The organism is Rathayibacter sp. AY1D1 (genome assembly GCF_002932635.1).
GTDB lineage: Bacteria > Actinomycetota > Actinomycetes > Actinomycetales > Microbacteriaceae > Rathayibacter.
Genome location: NZ_PSVY01000003.1, coordinates 175,106 through 198,597, shown reverse-complemented (window position 1 = coordinate 198,597; position 23,492 = coordinate 175,106). Strand labels below are relative to the sequence as shown.

Genomic DNA, 23,492 nt, shown 5'->3' with positions numbered 1-23,492 from the left:
CTTCAGCGTCAGACGCCGAGGGCTCGACTCGCTGCGGTGAGCGCACCATCGGAGGTCGCCCCCAGCTCGCGCGCGCGGGACGCGAACACGGCGGCCGCGGCCTGCAGCTCGCGCTCCAGCGCGTCCACGCCTCCCGCGACGACCGTGCCCGCCCGGCCGCGCGTCTCGACCAGGCCCGCCGACTCCAGCTCCCGGTAGGAGCGGGCGACCGTCCCCGCGGCGACGCCCAGCGTCTCGGCCAGCGCGCGCACCGGCGGCAGCCGCGTGCCGACCGGCAGCTCGCCCGCGGCGATCAGAGCGGTGATCTGCTCACGGATCTGCTCGAAGGGCGCCGCGGCCGCGCCCGCCTCGACGCGGAGCGCGAGCGCCGACGTCATCGGGCGGCGACCGGGACGCGGTCGAGCGCCGAGTCGAGCAGCTCGCTGATCAGGTCCGGGTAGTCCACGCCGCTCGCGCCCCACATGCGCGGGAACATCGAGACCGGCGTGAAGCCGGGCATGGTGTTGATCTCGTTGACGACGAAGCCGTCGGCGGTGAGGAAGAAGTCGACCCGGGCGAGGCCCTCGGCTCCGATCGCGTCGAAGGCGCGGATCGCGAGGGACCGCATCTCGGAGAGCTCGCCGTCGGTGAGATCGGCCGGGCAGACCAGCTCGATGCCGGACGCCCCGAGGTACTTCGCCTCGAAGTCGTAGAAGCCGCGGCCGGTGACGACCACCTCGCCGGCGACGGAGGCGCGGGCCGGAGCACCGCGGCGGCCGCCGAGCACGCCGATCTCTACCTCGCGGCCGACGATGCCCGACTCGATCAGCACCCGCGAGTCGTGCGCGAACGCCTCCTCCAGCGCGGCCTCGAGCTGCTCGCGCTCGTCGATCCGGCTGACGCCCACGCTCGAGCCGGCCCGCGCCGGCTTCACGAACGCGGGCAGGCCCAGCTCGTCGAGGGCCGAGGAGGCGTCGCCCGGGTCGGCGCGCCACTCCGCCTCGGTCACGAGGTACCAGGGCGCCACCGCGAGGCCCGCGGCCCGCAGCACCGTCTTGGTGAAGTGCTTGTCCATGCCGAGCGCCGACGCGAGCACGCCCGAGCCGACGTAGGGCAGCCCGACGAGCTCGAGCATCCCCTGGACGGTGCCGTCCTCGCCCCACGGGCCGTGCAGGATCGGCAGCACCACGTCGACCTCGCCGAGCGAGCGCGTCGCGCCGTCCTCGGTCGTCACGGTGAGCTCACGCGAGAGGGCCGACTCCGGCCAGCGCACACGGGAGCCGTCGTCCTCGACGCGGGGCAGCGACGCGGCATCGAGAGCGAACTTCTCAGGACGGTCCTCCTCGAGCACGAAGGCGCCGTCGGAGGTGATCCCGACGGGGATCACCTCGAAGCGGTCACGGTCGATCGCCCGCAGCACCCCGGCCGCCGTTGCGCAGCTGATCGAGTGCTCGCTGGAGCGCCCCCCGAACAGAACGGCCACGCGGAGCTTGCTGGTCATCGAGGTTCCTCTCACCCTGTGGCTCGTCCGAATCCGTGGTCAGGTGCGGCGCGATGTCCTTCGGATCGAGCGTACCGGCGAGCACCTGCGACACCTGCTCGACGATGGGCATGTCGACTCCCCTGGCGCGCGCCAGCTCGAGGACCGGCGCGACGGAGGCGAGCCCCTCCGCCGTCTGCTGCATCGACTTCACCACGTCGGTGAAGCTGTAGCCCTGGCCGAGCAGGCGCCCGGCCGTGTTGTTGCGCGAGAGGGACGAGCTCGACGTCGCGATGAGGTCGCCGAGCCCAGCGAGTCCGGCCATCGTCTCGGCCCGTCCGCCGTACGCGACCGCGAAGTCGGTCATCTCGGCGAGACCGCGCGTGATGATCGATGCCTTCGTGTTCTCGCCGTAGCCGACGCCGTCGACGATGCCGATCGCCACGGCGATGAGGTTCTTCAGCACGCCGCCGAACTCGGTGCCGATCACGTCGGTGTTGACGTAGGAGCGGAAGTAGCGGTTGGTCGCCGCGAGAGCCACCTCCTGCGCGGTGACGAGGCTCTCGGAGGCGATGACCGCCGCGGTCGGCTGCTCCTTGGCGATCTCGAGGGCGAGGTTGGGCCCGGAGGCGACGGCGATCCGGTCGAGAGAGACCGGCAGCATCTGCGCGATCACCTCGCTCATCCGCTGGCCGGTGCCCTTCTCGACGCCCTTCATCAGGCTCACCAGCACCGTGCGCTCGGTGAGGAACGGCGTGATCGCCTCGAGGTTGCTCCGCAGCGACTGCGACGGGATGGAGAGGTAGACGTGGTCCGCGCCCTCCAGCGCCTCCTCGATGCGCGGCGTGGCCCGGATGTTGCGCGGGAGGTTGATGCCGGGGAGGTAGTCGCTGTTGCGCTTGGCCTCGGTGATCTCGCGGGCCAGCTCGGCGCGGCGCGCCCACATCACGACGTCGGAGCCGCCGTCGGCGAGGATCTTCGCGAACGTGGTGCCCCAGCTGCCGGCGCCGAGGACGGCGACGCGGCGGGGCACGGGGATGGGCGCCTTCCTACTGCTCGGACTCAAAGCGACCCGTGCCCTTCTGGTTGTGCTCGGAGGGGTTCCAGCGCTTCTCGGGCGCCGCCTCGCCGCGCAGCTCCTCGAGCAGGGCGGTGATCGCCGCCATCACGACCGCGGAGGCCTCGTTGAGTGTGGCGGAGTCGAGGCTGCGTCCGCGGAAGGCGGACAGGTCGACGGGGTCGCCGACGATCACGTCGACGCGCTTGCGGCGGAAGAGGGTGATCCGCTTGGAGTAGCGGCCCATCAGCTGCTGCGCGCCCCAGTGCGCGACCGGGACGACAGGCAGGCCGTACTGCAGCGCCATCCGCACCGCTCCCGTCTTGCCGCGCATCGGCCAGAGCTCGGGGTCGCGGGTGAGGGTGCCCTCGGGGTAGATGATGACCGAGCGGCCCTCGTCCACGAGAGCCTTGGCGGTCTTCAGCGGCTCGCTGCCGCGGACCGAGCCCGAGCGCTCGACGGGGATCTGCCCGGAGCCGCGCAGGATCGAGCCGAGCACGGGCACCGAGAACAGCGAGGCCTTGGCGAGGAAGCGCGGTGCGCGGCCGGCGCGCCACAGGGTCCAGCCCGTGATGATCGGGTCGATCTCGCTGTAGTGGTTCGGCGCGAACACGAAGGCTCCGGTGCTCGGGATCTTGTCGCCGTTCCGGATCCGCAGGTCGACCGAGGCGGTCATCACGGGGATCACCGCCGCCGCGAGGAACCAGAAGATGGACGGACGGCTTCGCTCAGACACCCGCCCATCCTCGCATCCCGCATCGGAGGGGCCGCGTCCCCACGCCCTGGAGCAGCGGGGCCCCGCGGTGGGAGGAGCGGCCCGGCCGCCGGGTACGGTACCGGCACGCCCCGTCCGCGTCGCCGCCCGTCGCCGTGGGACGCCGTCGGCCGAGCGCTCGGCCGCCTCGCCGATTGCGCAGTCCGGCCTGGTGCTCCTGCTCGTGTGGGGAGTCGTGCTGCTCGCCACGCAGGCCGGACGCGACGCGGCCGCGCTCGGCGACGGCCTCCTGCTGACGCTCGCGGTCCTCGTCGGCGGCTCGGCGGCCGTCGCCCTCGTGATCGGCGGGGTCGACGCCCTCTGGCGCGTGGCGGTGGCACCGCTCGCCCACGTCGAGGCGGAGGCGACCGGCGGCGTCGCGGTCCTCGGACGCGGCCGGCTCGGAGCGGGCCTCCGTCGTGTCGAGCCGCGGTTCCCGCTGCCGACGCTGCGGCCCTACGCGGTGGTCGTGCCGCGCCGCCGGGGACTGACCGTCTCCTTCGGCGACTGGGGCGTCGTCGTGCCCTGGGCGCGGATCGCGCGGCTGGAGCGGCGGTGGGTGCTGGTGGGCCTGCGTCCGCGCGAGGCCCTCGAGGTCGTCCTGGCCGGCACGCGGCGCGGACGCCTCACGCTGGTCCTGGTCGAGTCGCCCGGACCGCTGAGCCTCCGGCCCGCGCCGGAGACGACGCTCGCGCTCCTCGAGAAGCGGATCCGGGGACGCCTGGAGGAGGACGCGGAACCGCCCGCGTGGGGCGCGCCCGGGCGCGACAGGACCCCGGGCCGCTGAGGACGGTCGTCCTCAGCGGCACCGGGGTCCCGGTGGGCGGCTACGCGTCGAGCGAGAAGTCGGCGCCCAGCAGCTCGAGCTTGGTGAGGAAGTTCTCGTAGCCGCGGCTGATGATGCCGACGTTCGAGACCGTCGAGGTGCCCTCGGCCGAGAGCGCCGCGATCAGGTGCGAGAAGCCGCCGCGCAGATCCGGCACGACGATGTCGGCGCCGTGCAGCTTCGAGGGTCCCGAGATCACGGCCGAGTGCATGAAGTTGCGCTGCCCGAAGCGGCAGGCCTGCCCGCCGAGGCACTCGCGGTGGATCTGGATGGTCGCGCCCATCTCGACGAGCGCGTCGACGAAGCCGAAGCGCTGCTCGTAGACGGTCTCGTGCACGATCGAGACGCCCTTGGCCTTCGTGAGCGCCACGACCAGCGGCTGCTGCCAGTCGGTCATGAAGCCGGGGTGCACGTCGGTCTCGATGATGACCGGCTTGAGCTCGCCGCCCGGGTGGTAGAAGCGGATGCCGTCCTCGGCGATCTCGAACGCGCCGCCGACCTTGCGGAAGACGTTGAGGAAGGTGGTCATCTCCTGCTGGCGGGCGCCGCCGACGAAGATGTCGCCGTCGGTCGCGAGGGCCGCGGCCGCCCAGGAGGCCGCCTCGTTGCGGTCGAAGAGCGCGCGGTGGGAGTAGCCGGTGAGCCGGTCCACGCCCTCGATGCGGATCACGCGGTCGGTGTCGACCGAGATGATGGCGCCCATCTTCTGCAGGATGTTGATCAGGTCCATGATCTCGGGCTCGATCGCCGCGCCCGAGAGCTCGGTGATCCCGGAGGCGCGGACCGCCGTGAGGAGGACCTGCTCGGTCGCGCCGACGCTCGGGTACGGCAGCGACACCTTGGCGCCGTGCAGGCCCTCGGGTGCCGACATCCGGATGCCCGAGGGCAGCTTCTCGACGACGGCGCCGAAGTTGCGCAGCACCTCGAGGTGGTAGTCGATCGGGCGGTCGCCGATGCGGCAGCCGCCGAGGTCGGGGATGAACGCCTCGCCCAGGCGGTGCAGCAGCGGGCCGCAGAAGAGGATCGGGATGCGGCTGGAGCCGGCGTGCGCGTCGATGTCGGCGAAGTGCGCGGACTCGACGTTGGAGGGGTCGAGGATCAGCTCGCCCACCTCGGCGCCCTGCTTCACCTTGACGCCGTGGACTTCGAGCAGGCCCTTCACGACGCGGACGTCGCTGATGTCGGGCACGTCGCGGAGGGTGGAGGCGGTCTCGCCGAGCAGCGCCGCGACCATCGCCTTGGTGACCAGGTTCTTGGCCCCCTTGAGCTCGATCCGGCCCACCAGCGGTCGCCCGCCGTTGATGGTGATCCGCTCGGTCGTCATTCCCACCCGTGCTCCCGACGCCTTGGCGTCCTGCAGGGCCTTGGCGTCCTGAAGAAGTGTGTTCACGCTATTTCACCGGCAATGTCTTGGGCCGCCAGCTCTCGCGGCGGGTCTCGAATTCGGAAATGAGCGCTTCGTCGCGCAGGGTCAGGCCGATGTCGTCCAGGCCCTCGATCAGGCGCCATCGAGTGTAGTCGTCGATCTCGAAGTCGAAGGTCTCGCCACCGGCGGTGACCGTACGCGCAACCAGATCCACCGTCGGTTCTATTCCCGGGGTGCCCTCGATGATCTCCCACAGCCGCTCGACGTCGGGCTCCGAGACGACGGCCGCGAGCAGTCCCTGCTTGCCGGCGTTGCCCCGGAAGATGTCGCCGAAGCGGGGGGAGATGACGACCCGGAAGCCGAAGTCGCGCAGCGCCCAGACGGCGTGCTCGCGGCTGGAGCCGATGGCGAAGTCGGGGCCGGCGACGAGGATGCCGGCGCCGCGGTAGCGCTCCTGGTTGAGGACGAAGTCCGCGTCCTGCCGCCAGCCGTGGAAGAGCGCGTCCTCGAAGCCGGTCTTCGTGATGCGGCGGAGGTAGATGCCGGGGAGGATCTGGTCGGTGTCGACGTTGGCGCGCTTCAGGGGCGCGGCGATCGCGGTGACGGTCTCGAACTTCTGCACGGTCAGACTCCTGCTCTCTCGCGGACCGGCTCCAGATCGGAGGGACTGGAGAGGGTGCCGCGCACGGCCGTGGCCGCGGCGACGAGGGGCGAGACGAGGTGGGTCTTCGCCCCCTTGCCCTGACGACCCTCGAAGTTGCGGTTGGACGTGGAGGCCACGCGCTCCCCCAGGACGAGCTGGTCGGTGTTCATCCCGAGGCACATCGAGCAGCCGGCGAAGCGCCACTCCGCGCCGAACGCGGTGACGATCCGGTCGATCCCCTCGGCCTCGGCCTCGAGCCGCACCCGGGCGGAGCCGGGGACGACCATCACGCGGACGCCGGGGGCCTTGGTGCGCCCCTCGACGACGGCAGCGAAGGCCCGCAGGTCCTCGATCCGCGAGTTGGTGCAGGAGCCCATGAAGACCACGTCGACCGGGATCTCCTTCATCGGCGTGCCGGGCTCCAGCGCCATGTACTCCAGCGCTCGCAGAGCGCTGGCGCGCTCGTTCGGATCGTCGAGGACGTCAGGGTCCGGTACCGCCTGCGAGAGCGAGACGCCCTGGCCGGGGTTCGTGCCCCAGGTGACGAACGGCTCGAGCGCGTCGGCGTCGATCACGACCTCGGCGTCGAACACGGCGCCCTCGTCGCTCGGCAGCGTCCGCCAGTAGGCGACCGCGGCGTCCCAGTCCTCGCCCGCCGGAGCGTGCGGGCGGCCGTGCAGGTAGGCGAAGGTCGTCTCGTCCGGCGCGACCATGCCGGCCCGCGCACCCGCCTCGATCGACATGTTGCAGATCGTCATCCGGCCCTCCATCGAGAGCGCGCGGATCGCGGAGCCGCGGTACTCGAGGATGTAGCCCTGGCCGCCGCCGGTGCCGATGCGGGCGATGACCGCGAGGATGATGTCCTTGGCCGTCACCCCCTCCTTCAGCGTGCCCTCGACCGTGATCGCCATCGTCTTGAAGGGTTGCAGCGGCAGCGTCTGCGTCGCCATCACGTGCTCGACCTCGCTCGTGCCGATGCCGAAGGCGATCGCGCCGAACGCGCCGTGCGTGGAGGTGTGCGAGTCGCCGCAGACCACCGTGACGCCGGGCATCGTCAGGCCCAACTGGGGGCCGACGACATGCACGATGCCCTGCTCGACGTCGCCCAGGGAGTGCAGGCGGACGCCGAACTCGCCGGCGTTGCGGCGCAGCGCGTCGATCTGGGTGCGGCTGATCGGATCCTCGATGGGGCGTCCGATCTCGAGGGTCGGCGTGTTGTGGTCCTCGGTGGCGATGGTGAGGTCCGGCCGGCGCAGCGGGCGCCCCGCGGCACGCAGGCCGTCGAACGGCTGCGGGCTGGTCACCTCGTGCAGCAGGTGCAGGTCGATGTAGAGCAGGTCGGGAGCGCCGTTCTCGCCCGCGACGACGACGTGGTCGTCCCAGACCTTCTCGGCGAGGGTGCGCGGCTTCTCGGCTCTCCTGCCGGTCCCTGCTCCACTCGACGCGGGCGCGGCTGTGCCGGGTGTGGTCTCGATCATGACGGTTCCTTCTCCTCCTGGAGTCGCTGCTCGGCCGGGCGAGGCACCGCGACGAGGGAGGCCGTCAGTTCGAGGTCTCGTCGCGGCACGGAAGGAGGTGCGGGCCACTCAGCATGGACCGAGAATAGCACCGCGCTCCCCCGCCTCCCGGGCGGGCGCGGCACGGAGTCGCCCGGCTCAGGCGCGGGCGTCGAGCACGGCGTCGACGACGACGACGGTGACGTTGTCCCGTCCGCCGGCCTCGACCGCCGCACGCACGAGCGCCTGAGCGAGGTCGGCAGGGTCGCCGGAGTCGCGGCGGGCGAACAGGGCGGCGATCCGCTGGTCGGAGAGCTCCTTCGTCAGCCCGTCGGAGCAGAGCAGGTAGCTGGCGCGCGGCACGACGGGCAGCGTCCAGACGTCCGTCTCGACCTCCTCGTCGGCGCCGAGGGCGCGGGTGACGATGTTGCGGTCGGGATGCGACTCCGCCGACTCGGGGGTGAGCAGGCCGGCCGAGACGAGCTCCTGCACGGCGGAGTGGTCCACCGTCAGCTGCTGGAGTTCGGCACCGTCCCAGCGGTAGACGCGGGAGTCCCCGACGTTGAACAGCGCCCAGCGGGCCGGGCCCGCGGGCTCGGGGAGCACGAGCATCAGCCCGGTCAGCGTCGTGCCGCAGAGCGCACCGCCCACGTCGAGCGCGCGCACGGCCGTGTTGGCGCCCTCCACCAGGTCGAACACCGCGTCCACCGGACCCAGGCTCGTCGGCCGGTTCTCGCGCAGCGCCTCGACGGCGGCTGCGCTCGCGAGGTCCCCTCGTGCGTGCCCGCCCATCCCGTCCGCGACTGCCAGGAGCAGCTCGTCGGCGAGGAGGGCGTCCTCGTTGACGCGGCGGACGGCGCCGACGTCGGTGCTGCTGCTGACGGCGAGCCGCAGCGCCCCCTGGGGCAGGTCGACCGTGGTCGTCGTCATCGCGGGATCACTTCTCCTCGGCGGAGGACCGGGCGTCGTCCGCGACGACCTCGGGGTGCCCGTCGTGCAGCTGGATGTGGCGGTGCTCGCGGCGCATCTTCGCCAGGCTCGCCAGCGTCGCCACGGTCATGCTCAGCACGATGACCACGAGCGAGGTGATCGTGTCGATGTCCCACACCGGCACCGGCTCGCCCCCGTTGAGGAAGGGCAGGTCGTTCTCGTGCAGGGCGTGCAGGACGAGCTTCACGCCGATGAAGGCGAGGATGAACGCGATCCCGTACTTGAGGTACTCGAGCTTGTCGATCAGCCCGCCGAGCAGGAAGTAGAGCTGGCGGAGCCCCATCAGCGCGAAGACGTTCGCGGTGAACACGATGAAGGGGCTCTCGGTGATGCCGAAGATCGCCGGGATCGAGTCGAGCGCGAAGAGCAGGTCGGTCGAGCCGATCGCGAGGAACACGATCAGCATCGGCGTGAAGTGGCGCGTGCCGTCGATCGTGGTGCGAATCCTGGAGCCGTCGAACGAGTCCGAGATCTTGACGCGGCGGCGCAGGAGCCGGATGAGCAGGTTGTCGGTGCCCTCGTCCTCGTCCTCCGCGCCGAACGCCTGGTTCCAGGCCGTGTAGACCAGGAACGCGCCGAAGAGGTAGAAGATCCAGCTGAAGCTCTCGATGAGCTGCGCGCCGAGCAGGATGAAGACGCCGCGGAAGACCAGCGCGATGATGATGCCCACCATCAGCACCTCCTGCTGGAGCTTCGCCGGCACCGCGAAGCGGCCCATGATGATGACGAAGACGAACAGGTTGTCGACCGAGAGGCTGTACTCGGTCAGCCAGCCTGCGACGAACTGGCCGGCCAGCTCGCCGCCGCCGAGGATCAGCATCAGCAGCGCGAACACGAGCGCCAGCGACACGTAGAAGCCGACCCACAGCCCCGACTCCTTCAGGCTCGGCACGTGCGGGCGCTTGTAGACCAGCAGCAGGTCGGCGGCGAGGATCAGGCTCAGGACGACGAACGAGCCGATCACGAACCAGACGGGCAGATCGAGCATGAGGGCCTTCCGAGTGGGTGGGGGCCGAAAGTCTCTCCCCGGGGAGCGGACGGCCGTGCCGGTCCGCGTCACCCGTCCCGCCCCCGGCGCCGCGCAGGGGCGGTGCGTACTGACGGGAGCGGAAAGGCGGGATACTCCCCTTCGCGGATGCGATCCTAGCGCCGATCCGGCGGGATGCGGCCCCGGGGAGGCGGAGCGGGAACGAGGCGATCGGCGCGATGCGTCGAGCGGGTGCCGCGTGGCGAGCACCCGGGTGTTAAACGAGAAGAACCCCCGGTCAGACCGGGGGTTCTTCTCGTGTTGCCGTGGTGACCCCAGCGGGATTTGAACCCGCGTTACCGCCGTGAGAGGGCGACGTCCTAGGCCGCTAAACGATGGGGCCGCGTTTTTGCAACTCGAAGAGTGTTGCACACGGATCCGCATCGACGCAAATCGAGCGCCCGGCCCATCCGGTCTCCGCTCGGCCCCGGCCTTGCCCGCCGCCCGCCGAGGCGGTTGGCTCGGGGCATGAGACTGACGAAACTCGAGCACGCCGCCGTCCTGATCGAGGAGGACGGCGCCCGGCTGGTGATCGATCCGGGGTCCTTCACCCGGCCCGTCGAGGGGACGACCGACACCGTCGCCGTGGTGCTCACCCACGAGCACGCCGACCACTGGACCCCGGAGCAGCTGCAGCGCCTGCGCGACGCGGCCCCGTCGCTGCGGATCCTCGGCCCGGCCGGGGTCGCCGCCGCCGCCGAGGGCTTCGACGTCGAGACGGTCGCCGACGGCGACCTGGTGACGGTCGGCCCGTTCGAGCTGCGCTTCTTCGGCGCCCGCCACGCGGTGATCCACCGGAGCATCCCCGTCATCGACAACGTCGGCGTCCTCGTCGACGGCCGCGTCTACTACGCCGGCGACTCCTTCACCGTCCCCGAGGGCGTCGACGTCGAGGTCCTCGCGGCCCCGTCGGGCGCGCCGTGGATGAAGATCGCCGAGGCGATGGACTACGTGCTCGAGATCGCGCCGCGGCACGCCTTCGCGACCCACGAGCAGGTCCTCTCGGAGGCGGGACGCGCGCTCGGCCACGACCGGCTCGGCTGGGCCGTGCGCGAGGGGGGCGGGGAGTACCACGCGCTCGAGCCCGGCGACGTGCTCGAGCTCTGACGCCGGGGACGACGACGGCCGGGTCGGGGGCGAGCCCCGGCCCGGCCGTCGTCGCGATCCGCTAGCGGATCAGTAGTACTCGCCCTGGCGGTAGTCCCAGGAGTTGAACTGCTCGGCGAGGTTCAGCATGATGCGCTCGTAGTCGAGGCCGCGGCGGATCAGCACGGGGCCCGGGGTGATCGAGCGCTCGCCGCCCTGCACGGGGATGAGGGCGCCCGAGGCGTCCACCATCGAGACCATGACGCCCTGCTCGTGGCGGGAGTCCTCGTCCTTGTCCGGCTGGATCGAGGAGACGTAGGAGTCGGCCGAGACGATGACGTCGGCCTCGTTCTCGATCCGCTCGCCGATGTTCGCGACGCGGCCGCGGTTGCCCACGCCCGAGGGGTTGGCCGAGCTGGCGAAGGTGAGGGTGCGGTCGCGCTCCCACATGGTGGCGACCAGCTGCTCGGCCGGGCGGCCGAAGCGGATGACGAAGCAGCTGGTGCCCCGTCCGTCGCGGACCAGCTCGCGGGCGTCCTCGTCGATCAGGTCGACGGCCTCGGCCTTCCACGGGAGGATGCAGCCGAGCAGGACGTCCTGGTCCCAGTGCTTCTGGTAGAAGGCGAGGACCTCCTCGTTGAGCTCGGCGAGCTCGGTGAGCTGCTCGATGCTGGAGCAGAGCACGACGCCCGGCTTGTTGCGGTTGCGCTGCTTGGCCGAGAACTTGCGCTCGAGGCCCGCTCCGTCGGTCGTCATCAGGATGTAGCCGACCTTGGTCGCGCAGACGACCAGTCCACCGGGGGCGTAGAGCGCGTCCACCGCTTCCGCAGGAGCCTGCTCACGCCATTCGATCACCGTCGTGCTGGTCATTCTTTCCCTTTCGTGGTGTCCAGAGACGCCATGGGCGGGGCCCCGGCCGAGCGGAAGCCTAGCGGATCGCCTCCCGTCGTCCGCGGCGGTGATGCCGCGAACGGACGCGCACCGGGCTCCGGATCGACTCCGGTGCCCGGTGCGCGCCCGTCCGCGCCGCGCGCGCCGACGGGACGGCTCAGGCGAGGGCCGTGAGCGAGCCTCGCGCGAGCGTGTTGACGGTCAGATGGAAGCCGACCAGCGAGGCCGGAGTCGACTCGTCGACCGGCAGCGTCGGCACTCCGAGCGCGTGCACCGTGAAGAGGTAGCGGTGCGGGCGGTCACCGGGCGGCGGGGCCGCACCGGCGTAGGCGAGCGACCCGAGGTCGTTGAGCGCCGGGCGCCCCACTTCCGTCGAGCCGGCGGCCAGCTCGGTGACCTCCTTCGGGATGTCGACCAGGACCCAGTGGTGGATGCCGCCGAGGGTCGGCGCATCGGGGTCGAACACGGTCACGGCGTACGACTGCGTGCCCTCGGGGCCGGCGCTCCAGCGCAGGGACGGGCTGGTGTCGCCGCTCCCCTGGGCCTCGGCGAGCCGCTCGCCGTCGGTCACGTCGTCGCTGGACACCTCCAGGGGCGCCGTCGCGGGCAGGAAGTCGAGCGGGTGCGGGGGCGTGCTCCTGGTCAGATCGGTCATGTCGTTCTCCTTCTCTCTCAGTCGGTGACTCGGCCGCGGACGCCGTCGAGCCAGTAGTCGGAGTGGCGGTCCGCGGTCGCCGCGTCGCGGAACGAGTACGTCTTCAGCAGCCAGCGGAAGCGGGTCTTGTCGCGGTCCTGGACGTCGACGAGCTGACGGCTGTGCAGGCCGTCCTGGTTCGCGATGATCAGCAGGTCCGCGTCGCGGATCCGGTGGTACTGCTCGCTGACCTTCGAGAGCGCATCGCGGAACTGCCAGAGCGCCCACAGGTGCGGCAGGTCGTCCGGGTCGGCCGGCACCGTCCGGGTGTCGTAGTAGCGGAAGCTGTGCTCGTTCTCGAGCAGAGCGTGCTGGTCCGACACGATCTGGTTCTTGTTCTGGGCGCGCGAGAGCTCGTCGAACGGGGTGATGTAGACCGCCTCGCGCAGGAGCGCCTGGTTCTCGGGTGAGATGAAGCGCAGGATCTCGCGGCCGTCGACGTACTTCGTGTAGACGAGGTCGGTCTCGGGCGTGCGCAGTCCCAGGAGCGAGATGAAGTCGGCGCGCACCGGGTGCGCGGTCCGCTCGTTGTGCCAGTACAGCTCGCCGTCGGTCTTCTGCGTCTGGGTGTTCGAGAAGCGGTTGTCGGCGTAGACGTCCTGGAAGAAGTCGCCGTTGTTGCGGGTGGCGTACGCGAGCAGCGGCGAGCCGAGGTACTGCGACTGCAGCTCGAGCAGGCCCTCGCCGACGAACGTCAGCTTCTTGCGGTACTTGTCCTCGAGCGCGTCGTCCTGGTCGAGCCAGGGGATCTCGTCGTCGACCGGGTTGTTCGAGATCAGGTGCGCGTAGGTGATCTTCTCGTCGCGCTCGCGCCGGATGCGGGCGAGCGCGTCGACGAAGCCCTGCGGGACGTCGCCGCTGTCGATCAGCGCGGCGATCGCGTCGCGGAAGCGGTCGTAGTCCTTGTAGGGGTCGATGGCGACCGCCAGCAGCGACTGCTGGAGGGTCGATCTGTCGGAATCGGAGAACGTGTAGATGGGCTGCATTGCTTCACTCCTTGCACGTGGATGAGGGACGCCGCCGCCGGGCTCGTCCCGGACTTCCTCTGTCACTCCGCTTCCGCGGTGACGGCCCTCCTCTCCTGTCGTCGCATCGAGACGGCCCCGATCGTCTGCGCGAGGACCGCGAGGACGACGAGGACGATGAGGGTCGGCGCGGTCCCTCCCGTGAGGGGGACGAGTATCCCGGCGCCGACGAGCAGGACGGCCTGGAGGATCCCCTGGTTGCGCTCCAGTCCGCGCATCACCGCGACCCGGGCGCCGTCCTCGAGCCCGTTCATCGCCGGCGCCAGGGCGATCATCGTCGCGGGCCGCACGAAGCCGCCCGCGATCCCGAGCAGGGCCAGGCCGGCGATCGCGGCGCCGAGCACCCCGAGGGTGGTCAGGGCGAGGCCCAGCACCTGGGTGAGCGCCGTCAGCCGGAAGACCAGGGGCGTGCCGGCGATGAGCGGCGAGAGCCGGGCGGCGGCCAGGCCGGCGAGCGTGTAGAGGCCGAGCACCAGGCCGAACGCGGGCAGCGTCAGACGCAGCTCCTGGAACAGCAGCAGCGGGATCACGAAGGTGTAAGCGGCGAGCAGGACGGCGCGGTTCACGGAGTAGTAGAGGGACCAGAAGCGCACCGCGGCGGGCAGGACGGCCGGCCGCACGGCGCGCGCCGCCACTCCCGAGGCGGCGCTCGCGCCGAGCGGCAGGCGGGCAAGGAGCACCACGGCCAGCGCGGCGCACGACACGAGCGCGCTGAGGAGGAACGGCAGCCGGTCCCAGAGCGCGAGCGAGGCGGCCCCGAGCACTCCCGCGCCGAAGGAGGCGAGGAACATTCCGCTCTGCACCCGCGTCTCCTGGCGGCGAGCATCGGCTCCGGCGCGCAGCGAGGAGGCCAGCGCGGCGTCCCGCCCGGCCGTCAGCGAGAAGCCGCAGCCGGCGAGCAGCTGGCTGATCACGACGGCGACCGGATCCGCGTCCAGCACGATCACGACGAGGCCCAGTGCCTTCACGCCCTCGCCGACGACGAGCGCGCCCGCCGAGGACAGGCGGCGTGTGAGCGGCGAGAGCGGGCCGTCGGCGAGCGCCGCCACCACTCCGTAGAGCGCCAGCAGCAGCGCCACGGCCAGGATCGGGTAGCCCCGCGCCAGCAGGAACACCGCGACCACGGGCAGGTGGAAGTAGGCGCGCGAGACGATCCGGTAGACCGTGATCAGCCCGGCGGCGCTGCGGCCGCGCGGGGCGTCCCCGCGCCCGAGGTCAGACAAGGGAGGGCACGACGACGCGCAGTGCGTCGGCGCCCACGTCGCCCTGACGGACGATCGACGCGCCGCCCACGAGGGAGACGATCGTGCTGCTCATCGTGGAGTCGGGGGCGGTGGTGCTGCGGATCAGGTAGTCGCTGTCGCCGCCGAGGTGCTCCGCGGCGAGGTCGAAGTCGACGAGTCCGGTCGACACCGTGCCGCTGATGTTGGCGGAGGTGGCCGCGAGCGGCAGGCCCGCGAATATCGAGAGCAGGTTGATCGGGGCGCTGAGGTTGTGCACGACCGACACCGTGTCCTGGCCCGAGGTGACCCAGTCCGGGACGACGGGCTTGCGGCGCAGGATGACGTTCAGCGGCCCCGGCCAGAACGCTGCGACGAGCGCGTCCATGTCGGCCGTCTCCGGGGCGAAGGCCCAGGTCGCCCAGTCGCGGGGCGCGGAGACGAAGAGGGTGAGCGGCTTCGCGCCGTCCCGCTTCTTCATGTCGTAGAGGCGGAAGCAGGCGCTGCGCGAGAAGGGGCTGGCGAACACGCCGTAGTTCGTGTCGGTCTGCGCGATGACGGTCGCGCCCTCGCGGAGCTCCTGCCCGACGCGCCGGAGCTCGTCGAGATCGGTCGCGTCGATGATCTGTGCCGTCATGGGTAGTGCTCCTGCTGCGCTCGGGCGCGTCCGGGCGGGGCCGGATCGCGTCGCTGTCGTGTGGCCCGCTGACGGCGGCGCCCCACGGAGGGCGCCTGGCGGGTCGGACGGCGGAGGCCGTCCGGATGCGGGTGACCACGGAGGAGAGATGCGGCTGCGTCCTCCCCCCGAGGACGTCTGCCCGGTGAAAGTAGCACGGTGCGCATCCGGCCCCTTCGTGTTCGCGACGCTGCATGACGAAAGAAGTCGTCGACGTCGGGGAGCAGGGTCGGGGATCGGTATGTTCCGCTGACGCGCCGCATCTCCGCGGCGTTCTCCCGGCTCCGCGGATCCGCGCGATCGTCCGTCTGGCGGCGCACCACGGCCGGGGCTGGACGGCTCGCGGCGACCCGGTCTCCGGGCCCTCCCGCTCCTCGACAGAAGGACCGCCCATGACCGACTACTGGCCCGCGCTCCTCATCCTGCTCACGATCGTGGCCGTCGTGGTCCTGATCGTCGTGCTGAAGGTCGAGCCGGTGATCGCCCTCCTCGTCTCGGCCCTCGGGCTCGGCCTCGTCTCGGGGCAGGGCGGCGAGGGGACGGTGACCGCGATGACGTCCGGATTCGGCGCGGTCCTCGGCGACATCGGCCTGCTGATCGCGCTCGGCCTGCTGCTCGGATCGCTCCTGGAGGCGCTGGGCGTGGCCCCGCTGCTCGCCCGCTGGCTCGTGAAGCGCTTCGGTCGGCGCGCGCTCCCGGTCGCCTACGCGCTGACCCTGGGCGTCGCCTTCCCCTCGATCTACTCCGACGTGCTGGTCGTGATGAGCGCACCGCTGACTCGTCTGGCCTCGCGGGGGCTCGGTGCCGGTGGCTACGGGCTGCTGGCCGGCTCCTCCATCGTCGGGATGATCGTGGGCGTGGTCTTCGTCGTCCCCGGAGCCGCCGCGCTGGCCACGGCAGGCATCGCGGGCGCTCCCCTGCCGTCGATGGTCGCCATCGGCGCCCCGCTGGGCATCGTCACCATCGTGCTGACCGTGCTGGTGTACAGCGCCCTGGTGAAGCGCGGCGGCTGGCGGGACGAGCGCGACCTCGAGGGCGGGGCGGTCCCGGGGCCCGCTCTCGAGCCCGAGGCGGGCGCGGCCACGGGAGGCACGGCGCTCGCGACGCGGCGGGTGCCGCTCGCGCTGGCCGTCGCTCCGATCGCCCTCACCATCGTGCTGATCGCCGCGAACTCGCTCACCCAGCTGGCCGAGCTCGACGTCCCCCTCCTGCGGTTCCTCGGCGACGCGCACATCGCGCTGCTGGCCGGCTTGGTGCTGGCCTACGCGACGGCACTGCGGACGCTCCCGAAGGGCGCCGTGGCCACGGCACTGGGCGGAGCACTGACCCGCAGCGGCCCGATCGTCGTCCTGACCGGGGTCAGCGGCAGCCTCGCCGCCGTGGTCGGAGGAACCGGGGTCGGCGACGCGCTCGCCGGCGCCTTCGACGGGCGGGCCCTCTCGCCGATCCTGCTCACCTGGGTCGTCGCGGCCGTGCTGCACGCGGCGATCGGCTCGGTCTCGACGGCCGCGATCACCGCGGTCGGCATCGTCGCCCCGCTGATCCCCGTGCTCGACGTGAACCCGGCGCTGATCGCCCTGGCCGCCGGCTCCGGCGCGCTCTTCCTCGGGATGGTCAACGCCAACGCGTTCTGGCTCTTCAAGTCCGTGCTCGGCCTCACCGTGCGGGGCACGTTCACCGCCTACTCGCTGACGCTCTCGATCGCCTCGGTGATCTCGCTGCTGGCGCTGCTGGTGGCGGGAACGTTCGTCTGAGCGTCGGCCGGCCCCCACGAGGCCACGCTCGCGAGGTCGGCGCCGAACTCGACCCGGAGGCGCACGGGCGCGCCCCCGCGCAGCACGCCCGGCAGCCAGAGGCGGGCGTCATCCCACATCCGCTCGAACGGCACCTCCTCGACCGGGACGAACGCGGCGGCTAGCTCGCTCGACTCGGTGACCTCGCCGGCGACCCGGCGGCAGAGGAAGACGTGCGAGCGCTGACTCCACGCCGGCCGGTGGGGGAAGGAGTAGTCGAGCACGCCGCGCGGCTCCAGGTCGGCCGGGAGGGCGACCAGCCCCGCCTCCTCCTCCAGCTCGCGGACGGCCGCGTCGACGGGCGACTCCCCGGGCTCGAGCTTGCCGCCGGGGGCGACCACGCGGCCCTCGCCGAGGCCCCTGCGCTTGCAGCCGAGGAGCACCTCCGCGCCCCGCGGGCCGTCGCGGAGGACGTAGACGACGCAGACCTCGGGCAGCCCCACCGCGCACCTCCGCTCCGACGGGCCGGGAGCCCGGCACCGCCGTCGTAGGCTAGCCCGGTGACGACGACCGCGCTCGAGCGCTTCCAGGCCCTGCTGCGCGTCGACACCGTGTCCCACTCGGACGAGTCGGCGACCGACTGGAGCCGCTTCCACGCCTTCCGGGAGCTCGTCGCCGAGCTCTACCCGGCGCTGCACGCGGCGCTGGAGTCCGAGACCGTCGCCGGCCACTCCCTCCTCTGGCGCTGGCGCGGTGAGGAGCCGGGCGAGCCGGCCGTGCTGATGGCCCACTACGACGTGGTCAGCGTGACGGCGGCGGAATGGTCGCACGACCCGTTCGCGGCCGAGACGGTCGTCGCCGCGGACGGCCGCACCTCCGTCGTGGCGCGCGGCGCCCTCGACGACAAGGGCTCCCTCGTCGCCCTCCTCGAGGCGGTCGAGGCGGCCGTCCTGCGGGGCGAGCGGCCCCGGCACGACGTGTACCTCCTCTCCACGCACAACGAGGAGACGGCGGGCGACGGCGCCCCCTCGGTCGTCGCCCTGCTCGGCGCGCGCGGGGTCCGCCCGCGCCTCGTGCTCGACGAGGGCGGGAACGTGCGGCGCGGCATCCTGCCCGGAGTCACGACCCCCCTCGCCGTGATCGGGGTCACCGAGCGCGGGATCATGAACCTCGAGCTGACCTGCCGCGACGTCGGCGGCCACGCCTCCGCTCCGCCGCCCCCGCCCGGGCTGCTCGCCACCCAGCGGCTCGCGAGGGCGATCCACCGCCTGACCGAGAACCCGTTCCCCTCGACCCTCCCGGAGCCGATCGCCCAGCTGGTGCGCGCGGCGGCCGACCACGCGGACGCGGCCCACGCCGTCTGGTACGCCCGCCCGCACGAGCACCCGGACGCCGTCGTCGGCGCGCTCGCCGCCCACTCCAACCGCTCGGCCGCGATGCTGCGGACGACGGTCGCGATCACCGAGCTGCGCGGCAGCACCGGAGCGAACGTCCTCGCCTCCAGCGCCAGCGCCACCGCGAACGTGCGGATCAACCCGGGCGGCACCGTGGCGGGCGTGGTCGAGCGCATCCGCGCCGTCATCGACGACCCGGAGGTCGAGGTCGAGGTGAAGGTCGCCCACGAGCCCTCCCCCGTCTCCCCCACCGGCGAGCGCGGCGACGGCGGGCCGTACGACCTGCTCCGCGCGGTCGTGCAGGAGTCGTTCCCGGAGGCGGTCGTCGCTCCGTACGTGCAGACCGGCGGCAGCGACGCGCGGCACTTCCACGCGATCAGCGACCACGTCTACCGCTTCATCCCGTTCGAGATCAGCCCGCGGCAGCAGCTCGGGATCCACGGGGTCGACGAGTCGGTCGAGGCCGACCAGTTCGAGCGCGCGATCGCCTTCTACGCGCGCCTGCTCGCGCGGCTCTGAGCCCGGCGTCGGGACCGCCGGGTCGGAGGAGGACATCGGAGCGGCGTCCCTGGCACAACCTGGGAGAACCGTTCGATGACGCGCCGACCGGTGTTGGCCCGGAGTTCACCCCGCGATGATGGACTGATCGCAGCGGGGTCGCCTCCGCTGGAGCAGTGCGCAAGTGCCGACGCCGGGTCGCGTGATCCGGCTCCCGCCGATCGTGGAACCCGAGGATCATGTCCCTCCGCCAGGCCGAGTACCCCCGGCCCAACCACTTCATCCTTCACCTGAGCGACACCCACTTCATCGCCGGAGACGGCGGCCTGTACGGCTCCGACGTCGACAGCGAGGCCCAGCTGCGGCTCCTGTTCGACGAGCTGGAGGCGTCCGGCGGACGTCCGGAGGCCGTCGTCATCACGGGTGATCTCGCCGACAAGGGCGAGCCGGAGGCGTACGCGAAGCTGCGCGCCGTCGTCGAGCCCGCGGCCGCACGCCTCGGCGCCGAGGTGATCTGGGTGATGGGCAACCACGACGACCGCGGCGCGTTCCGCTCGGGGCTGCTCGACCAGCTCCCGACCACGCAGCCGGTCGACCGCGTGCACGACGTCAACGGGCTCCGGATCATCGCGCTGGACTCCACCGTGCCCGGCGCCCACTACGGCGAGATCTCGGACGCGCAGCTCGACTGGCTGGCGGAGGAGCTCTCCAGCCCGGCCCCGCACGGCACGATCCTCGCGCTGCACCACCCGCCGGTGCCGAGCGTGCTCGACCTCTCGGTCCTCGTGGAGCTGCGCGACCAGCCCGCCCTCGCGGAGGTGCTCGAGGGCTCCGACGTCCGCAGCATCATCGCGGGCCACCTGCACTACTCGTCGACGGCGATGTTCGCCGGCATCCCGGTCTCGGTCGCGTCGGCCACCTGCTACACCCAGGACCTCAACGTGCCGGTCGGCGCGACACGCGCCCGCAACGGCGCCCAGGCGTTCAACCTGATCCACGTCTACGACGGCACGGTGCTGCACTCGGTGGTGCCGATCGGCGCCTCGACCGAGGTGTCCTACGTCTCGGCGAACGAGACGCAGCGGATCCTCGCGGACCACGGCGTCGAGATCGCCGCGGCGACGGCGGCCCCCGTCGCCCGGGACGAGGAGCTCTACCCGCCGCTCGTGGAGCGGGTGGGCGTCAGCGCGTAGCGACGCGACGGGGCGTCGGGGTCGCCCCGACGCCTCCGGGCGCCGCGTCGACCGCGTCCTCGGACACGGCCGGCGGTATCAGCGCCCGCCGGCGCGGTCCCGCGCGAACAGCCATCCGGCGAACGCCAGCGCCGCGGCCAGCGCGACGCCCACGCCGACGCCCGCTCCCACTCCGATGCCCGGGAACACGAGCGAGCTCGCCAGGCCGAGAAGCAGCCCGGCAACCGCTCCCCCGACGGCCCAGCCCACGGTCAGTCCTCGCGCTCCCACGGAGCCGGGATCGGGTAGTACTCCTCGAGGAACCCGATGACGGCCTTGGTGCGCGCCTCCGCCGAGATCTCGGGGAAGCTGCCGTCGTTGAGGCAGAAGAAGTCGACTCCGCGGTTCTTGAGGAGCTTGCGCATGTCCTTCAGCCCCTGGTGCATCGTCGTGTCGACGTACTTCACCGAGGCGTTCTCCTGCACGACCGCGCGGCCGGTCATCAGCGCGTAGTAGTGGTAGAGCGAGTTGGTGACGGAGACGTCGCTCGCGGAGCGGAAGCGGCTCGCGGCGGTCGCGGTGAACTCCGGCTCGAACTCGGCCTCGAGCTCGGCCATCACGGTCTTGCGGAGCGGCGTGGCGGCGTGCTCGAGGTGACGGGTCGTCATCGCGCCGAAGCGCTCGCGGAGCAGGCGCCGGTTGACGCGGGCCGCGTTCTCGAAGCCGCTGCGGGAGGCGTTGGAGTCGCCCATGCCGATGCGCGTCGTCGCCTCGATGAACTTCGTGATGCCCCCGGGCGAGAAGAAGATCGACGGGTCGACCGGGCGCCCGAAGAACATGTCGTCGTTGGAGTAGAGGAAGTGCTCCGCCAGCCCCGGGATGCGGTGCAGCTGGCTCTCGACCGCGTGGGAGTTGTGCGTCGGCAGCACCGAGAGGTCGCGGAAGTGGTCCTCGCTGCGCACGAGGGTGACGTCCGGGTGCTCGTCCAGCCAGCGCGGGCGCGGGGAGTCAGTGACGATGTAGATGTGCCGGATCCACGGCGCGTACATGTAGACGCTGCGCAGGGCGTACTTGAGCTCGTCGATCTGGCGGAAGCGCGCCGGAGCGTCGTCGCCCTCGCCCACCACGTAGCTCGCCATGCGGGCCGCACGGGCGCGCTGGAACTCCAGGTCGGTGCCGTCGACCCACGAGAAGACGATGTCGACCTCGAAGCGGATGTCGCTGACGAGCGGCTCGAACATGCCCTCGAACGTCGGCCAGGTGCGGCCGTACGCCTCGACGTGGGCGTCGATGGCTTCGGCGACGGGGAGGCTGTTGCGCATGAGCGCGTTCTCGGCGGGAGTGATGATCTCCTCCTCGCCCACCTTCCACAGCTCAAGGCGGACGCCGCTGCGGGCGCCGTAGCGCAGCGATCCCGTCGAGGAGACGCGCGGGCGGAAGAGCTTGAAGACGGAGGCGCGCGGATACGGCGCGAGCACGCCCTCGGCCAGGAGCTGCGGCGGGGTGCCCCGCTTGTCGACCGTCTTGGCGTAGAAGGGCTCGGTCGCGAAGGCGCGCGCCAGCAGCGTCGCCAGCTCGGCGCCGAGCACGCGGTCCACCGCGAGGAAGGGCGAGCCGTCGGTGCCGCGGATGAGGCGGTAGGGGAATTCGGCGGCGTCGAGGACCTCGCCGATGGCGATCAGGTCCTCGGTCCAGGCCGCGCGGGGCGTCGTACTCGAGTTCACCAGCGAGAACAGGCCGGCATGGACCACGACGTCGTCGCGGTCGAAGTGGCGCGGGCGCAGGAGCGGTGACGGAAGAGCACGGACGGAAGGCATGATTCACATTATCCGCCGTGGATTTCGTCCGTGTGACCGGGCCGTCGGCTTGACAGCGACCGCGGGGCCGCACGGTCAGCGCGAGAGCGACCCCAGACGGTCCCCCGCCTTCTCCGCGGCCTTCGCGGCCCGCCTGGCGCGGTGCCGCTCCTCGGCGGCGACGACCCCCAGCGCGAAGGCTCCCTCCTCGCTGCGATCGGCCTCCTCCAGGATCAGCGCACGGGCGGCGAGCGCGTCGCGCTCCTCCCCCAGGGCGTCGGCGAGGTCCTCGCCCGCCTCGGCGAGCGAGCGGCGCCGGGCGCCGACGGCCTCGGGGACGACCGCCCGCCACGCCTCCACGGTGTAGCGGAGCCGCTTCGCCGCCTTCCGCAGGTCGTGACGAGCCTCGAGCGAGCCGCCGGCCGCCGCGGAGCCCGCCGCGGAGATGCGCGCGAGGTCCTTCGCGACGGAGCGGCGCACCAGCGCCGTCGCGCTCGAGCCCGCCCGCGCGGTGCGGGGCGGATCCGCGAGCAGGGCGTCGAGCGAGGCGAGGAGCGCGAGGTAGCGGCCGCCGCGCAGAGTGCGGTCGACGCGGCGCAGCGCCGAGGCGTGCCGGTGCTCGATCTCCTCCAGCAGGGCGGTGGGGGTGCTCGGGGCGCCCTCGACGGCCGCCAGGGAGGCGCGGAACCGCTCGGCGAGCACCTCCTGGTCGCGGGCCGCGCCGAGGACCCCTCCCAGCCAGCGCAGCTCGTCCCGCACGGGGTCGGTCGCCGCACGGTCGAGCACGGAGCGGGAAGCGGCGAGGACGGACCGGAGCCGGCGCGCGAGCACGCGCATCCGGTGCAGGGCGTCGTCGGCCTCGAGGCGCACCCGCGGGTCGACGGCGCGCAGCTCGCGCAGGAGCGAGCGGACCGCGGCGAGCGCCGCCTCCCCGCCGTTGCGGGGATCCGGGACCGTCTCCTCGATCGGGCCGCCGGTGGCCCGGGCGAGCTTGGAGGCGCTGGCGGCCGGACGGGCGCCCGCGGCGAGGAGGCGCTGCTCGATCGCGTCGAGGACCCGCTCGCCCTCGTCCCCCGGGACGTCGACGAGCTCGACCTCCCACTCCCTCCAGCGCCGCTCGCGGCCGGTGCGCTGGTCGCGAGCGGTCACCAGGTCGTCGGCGATCTCGGCGAGCTCCCGCCCGTGGGAGTCGAGGGCGCGGGTGATCGAGCGGACCGTCTCGAGCAGCGCCAGCGGCTCGAGCGGCGCGCGCCCCACCTGCCCGAGCACCGGCTCGCGGACGGCGGACGGGACCGTGCGCGAGGCCGTGAGCTCCGCGTGGATCTCGGTGCGGCCGGAGGAGCCGGGCAGCTTGACGTGCCAGCCCTGGTCGGATCCGCCCTCGCGGCGGCGCAGCGTGATCCGCGCCCGGGACAGAGCGCGCTCGGCGGTGTCGAAGTACTCGGCGCGGAGGGTCACCGGCTCCTCCGTGCGGACGCTCGCGACGCTCCCGGTGCCGGACAGGTCGGGCAGCCGGGTGCCCGCGTCGACGTCGTACTTGCGCTCGACCTCGGTCTGCACTCTCCGCGCACCGCCCGCCCGGGACGTCGCCGACTCGTTCTCCGCACCGCTGGCCATGCTCCATTGTGATCACGCCCGGCGCCGCTGCGGCACCCCGGGGCGGCCAGGGGCGCCCTCGCCCTAGGCTGG

The 23,492-nt window shown here is 72.4% G+C and carries 23 protein-coding genes and 1 tRNA gene; 5 read left to right on the top strand and 19 right to left on the bottom strand.

What is annotated here, in order from left to right:
* Window positions 1-8: 8 nt before the first annotated feature.
* The 4 genes from C5C56_RS03875 to C5C56_RS03860 are packed head-to-tail and all read right to left on the bottom strand — an operon-like array spanning window position 9 to window position 3,252.
* Complete coding sequence (locus C5C56_RS03875) at window positions 9-377, bottom strand: GntR family transcriptional regulator (protein ID WP_104223095.1); 369 nt, start codon at window positions 375-377, stop codon at window positions 9-11.
* Window positions 374-1,480 carry a D-alanine--D-alanine ligase family protein gene (locus C5C56_RS03870; RefSeq protein ID WP_104223094.1) on the bottom strand — a complete coding sequence of 369 codons (1,107 nt, stop codon included), beginning with the start codon at window positions 1,478-1,480 and terminating at the stop codon, window positions 374-376. The genes C5C56_RS03875 and C5C56_RS03870 overlap by 4 nt, the downstream gene beginning before the upstream one ends.
* A complete protein-coding gene (locus C5C56_RS03865) occupies window positions 1,377-2,492 on the bottom strand; it encodes an NAD(P)H-dependent glycerol-3-phosphate dehydrogenase (protein WP_181027083.1) in 1,116 nt (371 codons plus the stop codon). The genes C5C56_RS03870 and C5C56_RS03865 overlap by 104 nt, the downstream gene beginning before the upstream one ends.
* A 16-nt stretch (window positions 2,493-2,508) precedes the next feature.
* Window positions 2,509-3,252, bottom strand: a complete 744-nt coding sequence (locus tag C5C56_RS03860) for a 1-acyl-sn-glycerol-3-phosphate acyltransferase (RefSeq protein WP_244229445.1) — start codon at window positions 3,250-3,252, stop codon at window positions 2,509-2,511.
* A gap of 190 nt (window positions 3,253-3,442) precedes the next feature.
* On the opposite strand from C5C56_RS03860, the gene C5C56_RS03855 reads away from it, so the two are divergent.
* On the top strand, window positions 3,443-4,057 hold the full coding sequence (locus tag C5C56_RS03855; RefSeq protein ID WP_104233771.1) for a hypothetical protein: 615 nt from the start codon (window positions 3,443-3,445) through the stop codon (window positions 4,055-4,057).
* A 40-nt stretch (window positions 4,058-4,097) separates the two neighbouring features.
* On the opposite strand, the gene murA is transcribed toward C5C56_RS03855, so the two are convergent.
* From murA to C5C56_RS03825, 6 genes are all read right to left on the bottom strand, one after another.
* Complete coding sequence (gene murA, locus C5C56_RS03850; protein ID WP_181067970.1) at window positions 4,098-5,420, bottom strand: UDP-N-acetylglucosamine 1-carboxyvinyltransferase; 1,323 nt, start codon at window positions 5,418-5,420, stop codon at window positions 4,098-4,100.
* A 67-nt stretch (window positions 5,421-5,487) separates the two neighbouring features.
* Window positions 5,488-6,084, bottom strand: a complete 597-nt coding sequence (gene leuD, locus C5C56_RS03845; RefSeq protein ID WP_104223089.1) for a 3-isopropylmalate dehydratase small subunit — start codon at window positions 6,082-6,084, stop codon at window positions 5,488-5,490.
* 2 nt (window positions 6,085-6,086) lie between these two features.
* Window positions 6,087-7,583: a 3-isopropylmalate dehydratase large subunit gene (leuC, locus tag C5C56_RS03840; protein ID WP_104223088.1), complete on the bottom strand. Its 1,497-nt coding sequence runs from the start codon at window positions 7,581-7,583 to the stop codon at window positions 6,087-6,089.
* Window positions 7,584-7,760: 177 nt separating this feature from the next.
* The gene (locus C5C56_RS03835) at window positions 7,761-8,531 is read right to left on the bottom strand and encodes a PP2C family serine/threonine-protein phosphatase (protein ID WP_104223087.1); all 771 of its coding nucleotides are present in this window, start codon (window positions 8,529-8,531) and stop codon (window positions 7,761-7,763) included.
* Window positions 8,532-8,538: 7 nt separating this feature from the next.
* Window positions 8,539-9,579 carry a TerC family protein gene (locus C5C56_RS03830; protein ID WP_104223086.1) on the bottom strand — a complete coding sequence of 347 codons (1,041 nt, stop codon included), beginning with the start codon at window positions 9,577-9,579 and terminating at the stop codon, window positions 8,539-8,541.
* 306 nt (window positions 9,580-9,885) lie between these two features.
* Window positions 9,886-9,961 (bottom strand) — tRNA-Glu (locus C5C56_RS03825).
* Between the two features lie 125 nt (window positions 9,962-10,086).
* Between C5C56_RS03825 and C5C56_RS03820 the strand changes: the two genes are divergently transcribed.
* The gene (locus tag C5C56_RS03820; RefSeq protein ID WP_104262526.1) at window positions 10,087-10,725 is read left to right on the top strand and encodes an MBL fold metallo-hydrolase; all 639 of its coding nucleotides are present in this window, start codon (window positions 10,087-10,089) and stop codon (window positions 10,723-10,725) included.
* 69 nt (window positions 10,726-10,794) lie between these two features.
* Here C5C56_RS03820 and C5C56_RS03815 read toward each other — a convergent pair whose 3' ends face one another.
* From C5C56_RS03815 to C5C56_RS03795, 5 genes are all read right to left on the bottom strand, one after another.
* Window positions 10,795-11,574, bottom strand: a complete 780-nt coding sequence (locus C5C56_RS03815; protein ID WP_104223084.1) for an L-threonylcarbamoyladenylate synthase — start codon at window positions 11,572-11,574, stop codon at window positions 10,795-10,797.
* A 178-nt stretch (window positions 11,575-11,752) separates the two neighbouring features.
* Window positions 11,753-12,250, bottom strand: coding sequence for a YbhB/YbcL family Raf kinase inhibitor-like protein (locus tag C5C56_RS03810; RefSeq protein WP_104223083.1), 498 nt, complete (start codon window positions 12,248-12,250; stop codon window positions 11,753-11,755).
* A 17-nt stretch (window positions 12,251-12,267) separates the two neighbouring features.
* A complete protein-coding gene (locus tag C5C56_RS03805; RefSeq protein WP_104223082.1) occupies window positions 12,268-13,275 on the bottom strand; it encodes a TauD/TfdA family dioxygenase in 1,008 nt (335 codons plus the stop codon).
* A gap of 62 nt (window positions 13,276-13,337) precedes the next feature.
* Window positions 13,338-14,537, bottom strand: coding sequence for a hypothetical protein (locus C5C56_RS03800; RefSeq protein ID WP_104225617.1), 1,200 nt, complete (start codon window positions 14,535-14,537; stop codon window positions 13,338-13,340).
* Window positions 14,530-15,171 carry an L-threonylcarbamoyladenylate synthase gene (locus C5C56_RS03795; RefSeq protein WP_104225616.1) on the bottom strand — a complete coding sequence of 214 codons (642 nt, stop codon included), beginning with the start codon at window positions 15,169-15,171 and terminating at the stop codon, window positions 14,530-14,532. Before C5C56_RS03795 ends, C5C56_RS03800 begins: the two co-directional genes overlap by 8 nt.
* Window positions 15,172-15,602: 431 nt before the next feature.
* Here C5C56_RS03795 and C5C56_RS03790 point away from each other — a divergent pair, with 431 nt between their 5' ends.
* Window positions 15,603-16,964, top strand: coding sequence for a GntP family permease (locus C5C56_RS03790; protein ID WP_104225615.1), 1,362 nt, complete (start codon window positions 15,603-15,605; stop codon window positions 16,962-16,964).
* Here C5C56_RS03790 and C5C56_RS03785 read toward each other — a convergent pair.
* Window positions 16,892-17,446 (bottom strand): 8-oxo-dGTP diphosphatase, encoded by a 555-nt coding sequence (locus C5C56_RS03785; protein ID WP_181137553.1) that lies wholly within the window; start codon window positions 17,444-17,446, stop codon window positions 16,892-16,894. The two genes, C5C56_RS03790 and C5C56_RS03785, sit on opposite strands and share 73 nt — an antisense overlap.
* Window positions 17,447-17,503: 57 nt before the next feature.
* On the opposite strand from C5C56_RS03785, the gene C5C56_RS03780 reads away from it, so the two are divergent.
* Both C5C56_RS03780 and C5C56_RS03775 read left to right on the top strand, forming a co-directional pair.
* The gene (locus tag C5C56_RS03780; protein ID WP_104309736.1) at window positions 17,504-18,856 is read left to right on the top strand and encodes a M20/M25/M40 family metallo-hydrolase; all 1,353 of its coding nucleotides are present in this window, start codon (window positions 17,504-17,506) and stop codon (window positions 18,854-18,856) included.
* 218 nt (window positions 18,857-19,074) lie between these two features.
* Entirely contained in the window at window positions 19,075-20,028 is a 954-nt protein-coding gene (locus C5C56_RS03775; protein WP_104237890.1) for a phosphodiesterase, read from the top strand.
* A 78-nt stretch (window positions 20,029-20,106) separates the two neighbouring features.
* Here the strand turns inward: C5C56_RS03775 and C5C56_RS17720 are convergent, their stop codons facing one another.
* The 3 genes from C5C56_RS17720 to C5C56_RS03765 form a co-directional block, all read right to left on the bottom strand.
* A complete protein-coding gene (locus C5C56_RS17720; RefSeq protein WP_159939285.1) occupies window positions 20,107-20,277 on the bottom strand; it encodes a hypothetical protein in 171 nt (56 codons plus the stop codon).
* A 2-nt stretch (window positions 20,278-20,279) separates the two neighbouring features.
* Entirely contained in the window at window positions 20,280-21,824 is a 1,545-nt protein-coding gene (locus C5C56_RS03770) for a stealth family protein (protein ID WP_104233778.1), read from the bottom strand.
* Window positions 21,825-21,899: 75 nt separating this feature from the next.
* Window positions 21,900-23,420: a CYTH and CHAD domain-containing protein gene (locus tag C5C56_RS03765; protein WP_104319131.1), complete on the bottom strand. Its 1,521-nt coding sequence runs from the start codon at window positions 23,418-23,420 to the stop codon at window positions 21,900-21,902.
* Window positions 23,421-23,492: the final 72 nt, after the last annotated feature.